13 protein-coding genes and 1 riboswitch are annotated in these 12,946 nt (G+C 73.3%); of the genes, 4 read left to right on the top strand and 9 right to left on the bottom strand.

The features are described from left to right. Positions 1-1,010: 1,010 nt before the first annotated feature. The gene (locus tag JN535_RS16310; protein ID WP_205206662.1) at positions 1,011-2,003 is read right to left on the bottom strand and encodes an L-lactate dehydrogenase; all 993 of its coding nucleotides are present in this window, start codon (positions 2,001-2,003) and stop codon (positions 1,011-1,013) included. A gap of 310 nt (positions 2,004-2,313) precedes the next feature. On the opposite strand from JN535_RS16310, the gene JN535_RS16305 reads away from it, so the two are divergent. Further along, a complete protein-coding gene (locus JN535_RS16305) occupies positions 2,314-4,065 on the top strand; it encodes a glycosyl hydrolase family 18 protein (RefSeq protein WP_205206630.1) in 1,752 nt (583 codons plus the stop codon). A 278-nt stretch (positions 4,066-4,343) separates the two neighbouring features. On the opposite strand, the gene JN535_RS16300 is transcribed toward JN535_RS16305, so the two are convergent. From JN535_RS16300 to JN535_RS16290, 3 genes are all read right to left on the bottom strand, one after another. Continuing rightward, the gene (locus tag JN535_RS16300) at positions 4,344-5,039 is read right to left on the bottom strand and encodes a phosphatase PAP2 family protein (RefSeq protein WP_205206628.1); all 696 of its coding nucleotides are present in this window, start codon (positions 5,037-5,039) and stop codon (positions 4,344-4,346) included. Then, positions 5,039-5,707 carry a phosphatase PAP2 family protein gene (locus JN535_RS16295; RefSeq protein ID WP_240201291.1) on the bottom strand — a complete coding sequence of 223 codons (669 nt, stop codon included), beginning with the start codon at positions 5,705-5,707 and terminating at the stop codon, positions 5,039-5,041. The genes JN535_RS16300 and JN535_RS16295 overlap by 1 nt, the downstream gene beginning before the upstream one ends. A gap of 116 nt (positions 5,708-5,823) precedes the next feature. Then, a complete protein-coding gene (locus JN535_RS16290; RefSeq protein WP_205206625.1) occupies positions 5,824-6,219 on the bottom strand; it encodes a RidA family protein in 396 nt (131 codons plus the stop codon). Between the two features lie 178 nt (positions 6,220-6,397). Here JN535_RS16290 and JN535_RS16285 point away from each other — a divergent pair, with 178 nt between their 5' ends. Both JN535_RS16285 and JN535_RS16280 read left to right on the top strand, forming a co-directional pair. After that, positions 6,398-6,889 (top strand): NUDIX domain-containing protein, encoded by a 492-nt coding sequence (locus JN535_RS16285; protein ID WP_205206624.1) that lies wholly within the window; start codon positions 6,398-6,400, stop codon positions 6,887-6,889. 9 nt (positions 6,890-6,898) lie between these two features. Beyond that, entirely contained in the window at positions 6,899-7,180 is a 282-nt protein-coding gene (locus JN535_RS16280; protein ID WP_205206623.1) for a hypothetical protein, read from the top strand. Here JN535_RS16280 and JN535_RS21295 read toward each other — a convergent pair. The 3 genes from JN535_RS21295 to JN535_RS16270 form a co-directional block, all read right to left on the bottom strand. Then, entirely contained in the window at positions 7,165-7,293 is a 129-nt protein-coding gene (locus JN535_RS21295; protein WP_275892248.1) for a hypothetical protein, read from the bottom strand. The two genes, JN535_RS16280 and JN535_RS21295, sit on opposite strands and share 16 nt — an antisense overlap. A gap of 207 nt (positions 7,294-7,500) precedes the next feature. After that, entirely contained in the window at positions 7,501-8,733 is a 1,233-nt protein-coding gene (locus JN535_RS16275) for an acetyl-CoA C-acyltransferase (protein WP_205206622.1), read from the bottom strand. A 113-nt stretch (positions 8,734-8,846) separates the two neighbouring features. Beyond that, positions 8,847-10,088 (bottom strand): acyl-CoA dehydrogenase family protein, encoded by a 1,242-nt coding sequence (locus JN535_RS16270; RefSeq protein ID WP_205206621.1) that lies wholly within the window; start codon positions 10,086-10,088, stop codon positions 8,847-8,849. Positions 10,089-10,283: 195 nt separating this feature from the next. On the opposite strand from JN535_RS16270, the gene JN535_RS16265 reads away from it, so the two are divergent. Further along, positions 10,284-10,955, top strand: a complete 672-nt coding sequence (locus JN535_RS16265) for a hypothetical protein (protein WP_205206620.1) — start codon at positions 10,284-10,286, stop codon at positions 10,953-10,955. A gap of 29 nt (positions 10,956-10,984) precedes the next feature. Here JN535_RS16265 and pnuC read toward each other — a convergent pair whose 3' ends face one another. Then, a complete protein-coding gene (gene pnuC / locus JN535_RS16260; protein ID WP_205206619.1) occupies positions 10,985-11,683 on the bottom strand; it encodes a nicotinamide riboside transporter PnuC in 699 nt (232 codons plus the stop codon). A gap of 167 nt (positions 11,684-11,850) precedes the next feature. After that, a riboswitch (FMN riboswitch) is annotated at positions 11,851-11,974 on the bottom strand. A 146-nt stretch (positions 11,975-12,120) separates the two neighbouring features. Further along, positions 12,121-12,885 carry a TetR/AcrR family transcriptional regulator gene (locus JN535_RS16255; protein ID WP_205206617.1) on the bottom strand — a complete coding sequence of 255 codons (765 nt, stop codon included), beginning with the start codon at positions 12,883-12,885 and terminating at the stop codon, positions 12,121-12,123. Positions 12,886-12,946 lie beyond the last annotated feature (61 nt).

Genomic DNA, 12,946 nt, shown 5'->3' with positions numbered 1-12,946 from the left:
CATGGCTCCACGAGTACAACCACCACCGTCCCCACACCGCCTGCGGGAACAAGCCACCCATCACACGCTTGACCAACCTGTCCGGTCAGTACAGCTAGCCGGAGCGGATAGTCGACGCGTTAGCCCAACCGCTCCGCCAAGAGTGAGCTGCCATCGAGCCGATGGCCCGGACGGTCGACCGGTAGGCTCGCGACGCGACTGGCGTACAGACCTTGTTGCGCGAACCGCTCGGCAACGCTGCGGGCGACGTTGAACTCCTGGACGAGGAACCTGATCTCGTCGCAAGTCGAGGCGAGCGCGGCGTGGTCTGCGAGCATCGGCGATCGAGGCGTCAGGCAGGTACTCGCTACCGGGCGAACTCGTGGCCCTGAGCGTCTCGACCTGTAATCACGTCGACCACGGTCTCGCCCGCGGCGTTTTTCTGGCTCAGGTGCGTCCAGAAGACGGTGACCGTGGCGCCGCACTGCTGGCACCACTCCTGTGTACTCGACTCTTCTTTCCCCATGACTCGATGCTAATTCTGGAGCGGTGAGCCCGCGCACTCTTGCGCCTTCGGTCGAGTTCCTGCGCCACCTCACCGTCCAGCTCCGCACCGATCGCCGAGCATCCGGCCGTCTCCACCCCGCGTCAAGGGCGCCTCCTGCGTCGCTCCTCGATGACCTTCGGCCACCCTTGACCAGGACCTCCGACGACCTCTTGTGCTCCGCTATCGGTCCGGCGCCTCCGAGTGTCCCCGCCGCACAAGGATGCTGGAGCCCATCTTTACCCTCCTCTTTGGCGTCCAAACGAGTCCGAGAACGTGTAACGCGTTGCACGCGTGAGCGAAGCGTCCGCCGAGGTCAGAAGGAAGATCGTCCAGGCCGACCAACGTCGTCCAAAGCCAGCGACCGAACCCCACCGCTACCGCCACCCGAAGGGCCCCAGCTGCGAGATTCCGCGGCTGTGGGGCCCTTCGCGCGTCTCGGCGTCGCGCTCTTCCTCGACGCCGCGGAAACGTCGGGCGTGCTCGCTCAAAGCCCGAGGTCGTCCGCCGCGGCGCGCAGCGTGTCGGCGGAATGACGGAGGGCCGTGAGCTCGGCGTCCGACAGGGGTGTCGGCAGGAGGGTCCCGGCGCCGTCGTGGCTGACCATGGTCGGGACGGAGAGGCACACGTCGTCGATGCCTCGGTACCCGTTCAGCAGTGAGGAGACCGGCATGACGCGGTGCTCGTCGTTGGTGATCGCCTCGACGATCCGGGAGGCGGCGAGGCCGATCGCGTAGGCGGTGGCGCCCTTGCCCGCGATGATGTCGTAGGCGGAGTGGACGACGTCGTGCGCGATGGCGTCGCGGACCTCCTCGGTCAGCGGTTCCCGCCCGTCGAACGGGTCGAGCTCCAGGAGCGGCACACCGCCGATCGTCGCGGACGACCACAGCGGCACGGCGGTGTCGCCGTGCTCGCCGGCGACGTAGGCGTGCACGTTCTGCACCGCCACGCCGACGTGGTCCGCGATGAGGTACCGGAACCGCGAGGAGTCGAGCACAGCGCCGGAGCCGAGCACCTGCGCGCGCGGCAGGCCGGAGTACTTCAGGGCGGCGTAGGTGACGACGTCCACGGGGTTGGTGACCATGAGGTAGACGGCCTGGGGCGCGACCTCGACGAGCTGGGGCATGAGCGTGCGTGCCAAGCCGACGGTCTTGGCCGCGAGGTCCATGCGCGTCTGGCCGGGCTGCTGCTTGGCTCCCGCCGTGACGACCACGACGTCCGCCCCCGCGCACACCGCGACGTCGTCGGACCCCTCCACGCGCGCCATCGGCATGAACTGGATGCCGTGCGCGAGGTCGAGGGCCTGGGCGTGAACCTTGGCCGTGTCGACGTCGTACAGGGCGACCTCCCGCGCCGCCCCACGGATCAGGACGGCGTAGGCCAGGGTCGCCCCGACCGACCCCGCGCCGACCACGGCGACCTTCGCGGTCGTACCTGTCTGGATCCCGCCTGTCCCGGTCCTCGTCTCGCCGCTCTGGATGTCGCTCCGCTCCTGCCTCACCGCAGTCACTCCCTCGTCGCGTGCGTCGCATGAGAAGTACGGGCCGCTTCCAGGCTAGGACGTCTGGGCGGACGGTGACGGGAAGCGTGTCACCCGCCCCCAGCAGACAACGGCCACGCCGACCTCTGCATGGGCGTCCCCGGGCCGCGGATGAGCCGTCGGACACAAGCACCCTGACCTTGCCATTTTCGTTCGGACCCTGGCGTAAACACGTCGTGCCCAGGTAAGTTGCAGGAGACCGAACAAATCCCGGGATCCCCAGCCCGGGCCGAAGAGCAACGAGGCCTTCATGAACGATCGATCGACACCCAGAGCGGCCTCTCCCGGCCGCTCGCTCGCCAAGACCTCGCCCGCACCGACCGCCCGCTCGCGCGCGGTCGCGACCACCGCCGTCATCGGGGCGCTCGCCCTGACCGCGGCCACCTTCGCGTCGCCCGCCGTGGCGGCGCCGCAGCCCACGGCCAAGCCGGCGGCGTCCGTCGCCGGGCCGTCCGACATCAACGGGTTCCGCAGCGTCGGCTACGTCATGGCCGACTCGCGCGTGACCCGCGACTTCCACGTGGCCGACCTCGTCCGCACCGGCGCGATCGAGGACCTCACGCACATCAACTACGCGTTCGGCAACGTCACGACCGATCTCGTGTGCGACATCGCCGACGTCCCCGGCGAGGGCGACCCCCTCAACGACTTCGTCGCGGAGGTCGCGGCCAAGGACTCCGTCGACGGCAAGGCCGACAAGCCCGGCCAGAAGCTGGCGGGCAACTTCAACCAGCTCAAGAAGCTCAAGGCCGTCAGCCCCGACACCAAGATCCTCATCTCGCTCGGCGGCTGGACCTGGTCGGACAACTTCTCCGAGGCGGCGTCCACGGCCGAGGGCCGCACGGCGCTCGTCGACTCGTGCCTCGACCTGTACATCGACGGGAACCTGCCGATCGTCGACGGCAAGGGCGGTCCGGGCGCCGCGGCCGGCATCTTCGACGGCATCGACATCGACTGGGAGTGGCCGGTCACGGGTGGCGAGACGGCGAACGCCCGCCCCGAGGACAAGGAGAACTTCCTGCTCCTCATGGAGGAGTTCCGCGCCGAGCTCGACGCGCGCGGCGCGGCGAACGGTGAGGACTACCTCCTGACGGCCTTCGCGCCGGCCGGCGGCTGGAACGCAGGACAGGGCGGCTGGCTCGACCCCCGCCTGTTCGCGGTCGTGGACTTCCTCAACGTCCAGGGCTACGACTTCCACGGCGGCTGGGTGCCGAACCAGACGGGCCACCAGGGCAACCTGCACCCCGACGGCACGCAGAACTGGGGCCTCGGGCTCGACGGCGCGCTCGGCATGTACGTCAACGCGGGCGCGGACCCGTCGCAGGTCAACGCGGGTCTCGCCGCCTACGGCCACGGCTGGTACGGCGTCGAGGACGGCTCGCAGGGCTGGCAGCCCGCCGCGGGCTACGTCGGCACCAGGACGTACGCGGAGCTGCGGTCGTTCGACGGCGAGCAGTACTTCGACCCGGAGATCGGGGCGAGCTGGCTCTACGACGGCGACCAGTGGTGGAGCTACGACGACCCGGCGTCGGTCACGGCCAAGGCCGAGTTCGTCGCGACGCAGGGCTACGGCGGCGCGATGTGGTGGGACCTCTCGGGCGACTACCGCAACGAGCTGGGCGACGCGCTGGGCTCGACGCTCCGCGCGGCGACCCCCGGTCCCGGCGTGGCCGACGAGTGCGCCGTGCCCTGGTACGGCACGGGCGTCTACACCGGTGGCGAGGTCGTCTCGCACGAGGGCTCGGAGTACAAGGCCCAGTGGTGGACCCGCAGCCAGGAGCCGGGCACGAGCGGCGCGTGGAAGAAGATCGGGCCGTGCGGCACGGCACCCGAGGTCGAGGTCGCGGACTGCGCTCCCGCCTGGTCGCGCGAGGCCGTGTACACCGGCGGTCAGACCGTCTCCCGGGCCGGCGTGAACTACGCGGCCCAGTGGTGGACCCAGGGCGAGCTGCCCGGGTCCGTGACGTGGGGCTCGTGGGACCCGGTGGGTCTCTGCGAGTGACCTGACGGGTCGTCGGGGCGGCGCGCATCGCCCGGTCGGCCCCCGCACGACGACGGCGGGCCCGGTCTCAGGACCGGGCCCGCCGTCGTCCTATCAAGGAGGGCCGTACGGACCACCGTCCACCTGGCGTGACCCCGATTCCTCGTGCGAGCAGGCTTCTCTCTCGCGCTACCGACGCTCTACCTGGTGCGACCACGGTTCTACCTGGTGCGACCACGGTTCTACCTCGCCAGACCACGGTTCTACTTCGCGCGAACCTCGTGGGAGGGCGTCGACCCTCAGCGCTGCGCGCGGACGTCGCGGCGGAGGTAGTTCCAGGCGAGGACGCAGCAGACGATGCCGTTGACGAGCCCCACCACGACGTCGGCCGGGCCGTGGGCGCCGCGGTAGAGGCGGGACAGGCCCACCGCGAGCGGCACGAGGCAGCACAGGACGGTGACGACGACGCGCAGGACGGGGTGGGTGATGCGCTGCGCGAGCAGAGCGAGCGTCAGGTAGAACGCCGCGGACGCGCCGGTGTGGCCGGAGGGGAAGCTCGAGGTCGGTGGCGCCTCGTCGAGCCGCGAGACGTCCGGGCGCTCGCGCCCCACGACGATCGACGACGTGAGGAAGATCAGCGCCTGGAGAGCGACGGCGAGCGCGGGCACGACGGCGAACCACCACTGCCGCGTCCGCCACCAGACGAGCAGGATCGTGAGCACGGTCCCGCCGATGATGAACTCGGTCGTCCCGATGAGGGAAAACACGTCGGTCACGGTGTCCCAGAAGGGCGTGCGCCGCTGCTCGAGCCAGCGGTTCACCCCGACCTCGCCGGGCAGGTCGCCCAGTGGACCCGTCACGAGGAACCCGGTCGCGACGATGAGCACCCACAGGACCGCGCCGGGGAGGAACGCCCGGAGACCGACGTCGCGCAGCACCTCCTTCGCGGTGGGCCGGGTCGTGTCGAGCTCGTAGCGGTGCACGAAGGGATGCATCAGACCTCGTTCCTGGGAGCGGAGCCGGAAGAGCGGGCGGTCCGGGCGGTCGTCCAGCCGTGGTAGCCGACGGCGGAGGCCCCCGCGACGGCGCCGCCGAAGAGGATGCCGCCGACGACGTCGGACGGATAGTGCGCGCCGAGCAGCACGCGGTCGGCCGCGGTGACGAGGGCGAGCGCGGTCGCGCCGCTCACCACGGCGACGCGGCCCCGTCGCCCGAGCAGCGGCCACACGAGCACCGTGAGGCTCACCCCGACGGCGGCGGCGTTCATCGCGTGCCCCGACGGAAAGCTGGACCCGGGCACGACGGTCACCGCGTCCTCGACGACGGGCCGCGCGCGGTCGACGAGCTCCTTGGCCCCGAGGCCGAGCGCCCACGCGCCCCAGATGGTCCCCGCCGCCGAGGCCGCTCGCGACCCGAGGCCGTGGCGCCGCCACGCCCAGAGGCACACGCCCATCGCGGCGAGGTTCATCCACCGCGCGGCGAGCACCTCCTGCCCCACGAGCAGGGTGCGCTCGAACGCGGGCCGCTCGCCGGTGAACCCGGTCGCCGCGGCGACGGCGGCGCGGTCGGCCTCGACGACGAGCCCCGACTCCGCGCGCACGAGCCACGCGAGCACGAGGACGGGGACGGACGCCGCGATCCCGTACGCTGCTGCCCGCCCCAAAGCGCGCCTCCTGGCACGCCCGAGCGGGCGGCGCGGGGCGGGGTCGGCGGGCACCCCCGGACGGTAGCCGGGGGTACGGCTGCACGCTCGTGGAGAGGGGTGTCAGCCGGGACGGATCACGCGGGCAGGGCGGCGACCGCCTCGATCTCGACGAGGGCTCCGGGCCGGCCGATTCCCACCCGGAGGACCGTCACCGCCGCGGGGTGCGGACCCCAGACCTCGCCGACGACGGCGAAGCCCTCCATGAGGTCGGCCTCGGGGTCGAGGTAGACGGCGAGCCGTGCGACGTCCTCCGGACCGGCGCCGGCCTCGGCCAGCACGGCGAGCACGTTGCGCAGCGCCTGCGCGGTCTGGGCCGCGATGCCGCCCTCGACGATCGCGCCGTCCGCGTCGGTCCCGTTCTGGCCGCCGACGTAGAGCGTCCGACCGGTCTCGACGATCGTGCCCTGGGAGAACGCCGGGTTGCGGTGCAGCCCGGCGGGGTTGAGGTGCGTGACGCTCGGCGTGGTCATGGTCGTCTCCTCGTGCGTTCCGGTCCTGAGACGTCCGACGTTACGGCGCGCCTCCCACACGCTCCGGTGCGGGAGGACGGCGGTTCTCCGCCCCGGGCCGGGTTCGTGACCCACCGGCGGCACGGCGGCAACCCGGTCCCGACAGGCCGTCCCGCCGTCGGCTGTGTAGGAAGGAGGGGTGAAGCAGTCAGCAGGGCTTGTGCTCTACCGGTTCCGTGACGGCGTCGTCGAGGTGCTCCTCGGGCACATGGGCGGTCCGCTCTGGGCACGCAAGGACGCGGGCGGGTGGACGATCCCCAAGGGTGAGGTCGAGCCGGGCGAGGACGGCCTGGCCGCGGCGCTGCGCGAGTTCGCGGAGGAGCTCGGTGTCCCGGCCCCGGCGGCGCAGGCGCCCGACCTGGACCTCGGCACCGTGCGCCAGCGCGCCGGCAAGCTCGTGGCGGCGTGGGCGCGCGAGGCGGACCTCGACGTCACGGCGATCTCCAGCAACACGTTCGCGCTCGAGTGGCCCCCGCGCTCGGGGCGGATGCAGGAGTTCCCCGAGCTCGACCGGGCCGGCTGGTTCCCGCTCGCGCGAGCCCGCGGGCTCGTCGTCGCCGGGCAGGTCCCGCTGCTCGACCGCCTCGAGGAGCAACTGGCGGGCGCTCCCGGCCGTGCCGTCGAGCCGTAGGCTCCTGGCGTGGCGCTGTATCACGACGGGCTCTCGAAGCCGCCCCGCGACCAGCGGCACCGCCGCTGGTGGGCTGTCGCGATCCTGCTGTTCTGTGCCCTGCTCGCCCCGTTCACGGTCCTGGGAGCGGTCCGAGGCTGGCTCGCGGGCGACGTCCTCGACGCGCTGGGGCTGACGACGCTCTCCGTCCTCTGCCTCGGAGGCGTCGCCAGCGCGGTCTGGGCGCTCGTCGACTCGTTCCGAGGCAGCGGGCCGCACCGGGGCGCGGCGGGAGCTCAGCCGAGCAGGTAGGGCGCGGCGGCGAACCCGGCGGCGAGCCCGACGATCGCGACGGCGACGGCGGACAGGTGCGAGTGGCGCGCACGGCTCGCGGTGCGGCGGGCTGCGGCGGTCACGGTGGTCATGACGGGTCCTCTCGTCGGGGGTGGTTCCAGGGAGAGAGACCGCGCCCGACGCGATCCATGACGCGATGTCGGCCGACCACGGCGCGATCTGCGTCACGTCGCGGCGACAGAAGCGCGCCAGCCCTGGTGCAGCATCGTGCACCAGGGCTGGGTGGTTCGCGCGGGCAACGCGTGCGGCGGAGTCGCGCACCGCGCCCCACGAGGGCGTCAGGCGCGCAGGATCAGCGCGTCGCCCTGCCCGCCCCCGCCGCACAGCGCCGCCGCACCGACGCCGCCCCCGCGGCGCCGGAGCGCGAGCGCGAGGTGCAGCGCGAGGCGGGCGCCCGACGCGCCGACGGGGTGACCGAGCGCGATCGCGCCGCCGTCGGCGTTCACGACGTCCGCGTCGATGCCGAGGTCCGCGATCGACTGGAGCGCGACGGCGGCGAACGCCTCGTTGATCTCGACGAGGTCCAGGTCCGCGGCGGCGACGCCCTCGCGCTTCACGGCGGCCTCGATGGCGCGCGCGGGCTGGGAGTGCAGCGAGTTGTCCGGCCCGGCGACCTGGCCCGCGGCCCTGATCTCCGCCAGCCAGGGCAGCCCGTTCCGCTTGGCGAAGGCGCGGCTCGCGACGACGACCGCCGCCGCGCCGTCGGACAGCGGCGAGCTCGACCCGGCGGTGATCGTCCCGTCCGGCACGAAGGCCGGGCGCAGCCGCTCCAGCGCCTCGAGCGTCGTGTCGGCGCGAACGCCCTCGTCGTGCTCGACGACGACCGGCTCGCCCCGCCGCTGCGGCACCTCGACGGGGGCGATCTCCTCGGCGAGGCGCCCGGCGTCGCGCGCGGCGGCGGCGCGCTGGTGCGAGCGCAGCGCGAACGCGTCCTGCTCCGGGCGGCCGATGCCGCGCGTCGCGCACCCGCGGTCGGTGAGCTCGCCCATGACCTCGCCGCTGAACGGGTCGTTCAGGCCGTCGTGCGTGAGCGAGTCGGCCATCGTCACGTCCCCGAACGCGAACCCGGAGCGCGCCCCGACCACGAGGTGCGGCGCGTTCGTCATGGACTCCTGGCCGCCCGCGACGACGACGCTCGCCTCGCCGGTGCGGACCAGCCGGGCCGCGTCGATGATGGCCGTGAGCCCCGAGAGGCACAGCTTGTTGATCGTCACGGTGGGGACCTCCCAGCCCAGGCCCGCGAGGATCGCGGCCTGGCGCGCGGGCCCCTGCTTGGCGCCTGCCTGGACGACCTGCCCGAGGATGACGGTGTCCACCTGCTCGGGCGCGACGCCCGCCGCCGCGAGCGCGCCGCGGATCGCGTGCGCGCCGAGCTCGGGGGCCGAGAGCGAGGCGAGCGCCCCGCGGAAGCGCGCGAACGGGGTGCGCGCGCCGTGCAGGAGGACCGGGGTGACCTCGTCCTCGGGGGTGACGCCTGCGGCGTCGGGCAGGGGAGTGGCGTCGGTGCTCATGGGGCTCCGTCCGGGGAGAAGGCGGGAGGGCAAGGGGAAGGGGAGGCCCCGGCGCCGCGAGGAGGGGCGAGCGGCGCCGGGGAGCAGGAGGAGGGCGTGCGCCCTCGGGGCCGTCAGACGAACGCCGAGACGCCCGTGATGTCGCGGCCGACGATGAGCGCCTGGACCGACTCGGTGCCCTCGTACGTGTGCAGGGCCTCGACGTCGGCGAAGTGCCGCGCGACGCGGTTGCGCAGCAGGATGCCGTTGCCGCCGAGCAGGTCGCGCGCGCTCGCCGCGACCTCGCGGGCGCCACGCGTGCACGTGTACTTGGCGAGCGACGCCTGCGGCCCGGTGAGCGTCCCGGCCTCGTCGAGGCGCGTCATCTGCGCGACGAGGAGCTGGAGCTGCGTGATCGTCGAGAGCATCTTGGTGAGGCGCTCCTGCACCATCTGGTTCGCGGCGAGCGGGCGGCCGAACTGGACGCGCTGCTTCGCGTAGGCGACCGCTGCCTCGTAGCAGGCCACCGCGTGCCCGACGGCGGCCCACGCCACCCCGAGGCGCGTCGCGAAGAGCACGCGCGAGGTGTCCTTGAACGACCGCGCGCCGGGCAGCGCGTTCTCGGCCGGGACGAACACGTCGTCGAGCACGACGTGCGCCTGCCAGATCGCGCGCAGCGACACCTTGCCGGTGATGGTCGTGCCGGTGTAGCCGGGGGTGTCCTGCGGCACGACGAACCCGTGGACCTGGCCGTCGCCGTCGTCACCGACGAGGCGCGCCCACACCACGGTGATGTGGCCCGACGAGCCGTTGCCGATCCACTTCTTCTCGCCGTTCAGCACGTAGCCCTCGACGCCGTCGCGCGTCTCCTTGCGCGCCGTCGTCTCGAGCGAGACGGAGTCCGAGCCGTGGGTGGGCTCGGTGAGCGCGAACGCGCCGAGGATCTCCCCGCGCGCCATGGGCTCGGCGTACCGTGCCCGCTGCTCGTCGGAGCCGAGCATCTGGATGCTGCGCAGCGCGAGGCCGCCCTGGACGCCGCAGATCGTCGCGACGGAGCCGTCGCCGCGCGACATCTCCATCGCGGCGAGGCCCGCGCCGAGCAGGCTCACGCGGGGGCGGCCCTCGACGTCGACGCCGTCGCGCAGCAGGTCGAGCTCGCCCATGCGCTTGACGAGGTCGAACGGGACCTCGGCGCGCTCCCAGTAGTCGTCGATGACCGGGAGCACCTCGTCCTGGACGAACTGCCGGACGCGCTGCTGGTGGGCGCGGTCCTCCTCGGTCGCGTCGGCGAACGCGCCGGCGTAGTCGAGGTCGAGCGGGGTCGCGAGGTCGTAGGTGGGCTCGGTGACGCCGGGCATGATCGGGGTGGTGGGCATCGGTGCTCCCCTGGGAGGGCGGCTGCGGTCGGTCGTGCGCGACCGGCTCCGGCGCGGGTTCCGGGGGTGCGGGCCCGGCGTCGGTGGCGGTCCCTCCCATAGTGCAGCGATACCCCGTCTCAGTCAAACGAGACGGGGTATCGCAGTCGACCTCGCGGCTCCGGTGGGTGACAGCCGCCGGCGTAGGGTGCCCGGATGACGACGACGGCTGGCCGGGTGGCTTGGGACGACGACGCCTCGGCGGGTGCGTGGATCGCGGAGCGGCTCGGGGAGTTCGGCCCGCGCGTCGACGGCACGGTCCCGCGCGGGTACGCGGCGTACGCGTGCGTCCCGCACCCGGGCTGGGACGACGACGTCACGCTCGCGGCGCAGACCGACGCCCTGGCCGCGGCGCTCGCACCCTTCACCGGGGACCGGTCGGTGCACCTCGCCCTGTGGACGGGCTACGCGTTCCTCTACGACCACGGGACGGACCCGCGCGCGAGCTCGGGCGTCGCGCCGCTCGTGGGGTGGTCCGAGGACGAGGCGCGCCCGACCACGGAGGAGATCGAGCGCGCGGTCGCCGAGGCGTGGGAGCACCTCGCGCCGACGCTCGTCGAGCGCCCGGCCGCCCCGATGCTCCTGCTCCCGCACCGCGAGTACCACCTGTGGACCGGGACGCTGGCCGACGCCGGCGCGTTCCGCGACCACGAGCAGCCGCCCAACCTGTGGTGGCCCGAGGACCGCTCGTGGTTCGTCGGGACGGAGATCGACGCCGCCGCGACCTACGTGGGTGGGAGCGAGGCTCTCGTCGAGGTGCTGTGCGCCGACCCGACGTTGCGCGCGAGCCGCGCCGCGCCGTCGGACCGGATGCTGTTCGAGGACTGACCCGCGACCCCGGGCCGCGGACCCGCGGGTCAGGCGGGCGCGCCCGCCGCCTCCGCCGCTGTCGCCGCGCGACGGTTGACGCGCCACCACACGAAGAACCCGACGAGCGTGAACGCGCCGTAGAACACGTACATGAACGCCGACGCGTAGAAGCCGGCCGAGACCAGCAGCGGCACGCCCACGACGTCGACGGCGACCCAGATCAGCCAGAACTCGACCCAGCCCTTCGCCATCCCGTACGTCGCGAGCAGCGAGCCCATGAAGATCCACGCGTCGGCCCACACGGGCTCGTACGACTCGAGCGCGCGGAACAGGGGGGTCAGCAGCGCCGTCCCGCCGACGAGCGCGACGACGAGGAACGCGCGCTGGCGCCACGACGCCCAGCGCGGGACGACGGCGACGCCGTGGCTGTCCGCGTCGGCGTCCCCGAGCCGCGCCTGGGTCCGGCGCCACTGCACCCACCCGTACACCGACACGACGACGAACATCACCTGGCGGCCGGCCTGGCCCAGCAGGTTGACCGGGTTGGGCGTCGCGAACACCGCGCCGAGGAACACCGTGAGCAGCAGCAGGTTGCCGACGATGCCCACCGGCCACGCCCACACCTTGCGCCGCATGCCGCCCAGCGCCGACGCCAGGCCGAAGCCGTTGCCCACGATCTCGCGCCAGAGCAGGTGCTGGTCGCCGATCGTCAGCTGCGCGTCGAACAGCGCGTGGATCAGGTCCATCGGATGTCCTCGTCCTCCCGGGCACGAGCGCTCCGGGGTGAGGGCGGGCGGTGGGGTCAGGCCTGGACCGGCCCGACGGCGTCGCTCACCACGGCGAGGCCACCGCCGTCGCGAACCGGTGCGCCGACGGGTCGTCGGAGCACCACGCTCTGGGCGTGGCCGCGCCGCACGTGCTTCCTCCCATCCGGACTGTCACCGTCGGTCCTGGAGTTCCACCAGGTCAACCGCGCGTGGGCGCGGGTCGCGGACTGTCACCGCCGGCTCGGAATTGCACCGACCCCGGAGCACGTTCGTGCGTACTGCGTTCTGCAACCGCCGATGCTACCGGCGCATTCCCCGACGCCGGGACACCCGTCGCTCGACGCGACCTCGGCACGTCCCGCCGCGGTCGGCAGTCGTGATCGCCGATCTCGGCAGAAGCCGCCGATCTCAGGGGGTCATGCGAGCGCGTCGCGGACCGCCCGGGCGACGTCGTCCGCGACACCCTGGGCGTCCGCCCCGGCGTCGACAACGGTGACGACGACCCGGCGGCCGGGCACGCCGTCCCCGGAGTCGCGGCGCTCGGCCGGCGCGGTGCCGTCGGGTGCCGCGTACCGGCCGACGGCGGCGCGACGCAGGTCCGCGAACGCCTCCTCGAGCTGGGGGCGCAGGTCCTGGTCGGGGGAGCGCAGCCACCGGCGCAGGAGCGCGTTGTGCACGGCGACGACGGATGCGGCGAACGCGATGGAGGCGGTCGAGCGGCGCTCGTCCGGCGGGAGCGCGTCGCGCAGGTACGCCGTGAACGCACGCTCGTAGCGGTGGGTCGTGACGAGCTCGCGATCGCGCAGGGCGGGCACCTGCTGGAGGAGCTGCCAGCGGGCCAGCGACGTCTCGCGCTGCCCGACGTGGTGGTCGAACACCAGCCGCGCCGCGCGGCAGACCTCGAGGTACGGGTCGACCGTCGGGTCGGGCGTCAGGTGCCCCTCGGCGTCGGGCACGGGCCGCGTCGCGGCGAGCATGACGACGACCTCGTCGAGCAGGAGCTCGTGGTCCGCGAAGACCACGTCCTCCTTGGACCCGTAGCGACGGAAGAAGGTGGCGCGGCTGACCTGGGCGGCGTCGGCGATCTCCTCGACGGTCGTCTGCTCGTACCCCTTGCGGGTGAAGAGCTCGATCGCTGCGTCGACGGCCTGGGCATGGGTGCGGCTGCGGACGTCGGTCATGCACCGGACGGTACACCGGTACCGGTCGCTCGCCCGGGCCGGGCGGTGGTCCCCGAGCCCG

The sequence above is a fragment of the Cellulosimicrobium cellulans genome (assembly GCF_016921195.1).
In the GTDB taxonomy this organism is placed as follows: domain Bacteria; phylum Actinomycetota; class Actinomycetes; order Actinomycetales; family Cellulomonadaceae; genus Cellulosimicrobium; species Cellulosimicrobium cellulans_F.
Note: the sequence above shows the minus strand (reverse complement) of the source record. Positions and strands in the feature narration are given on the sequence as shown.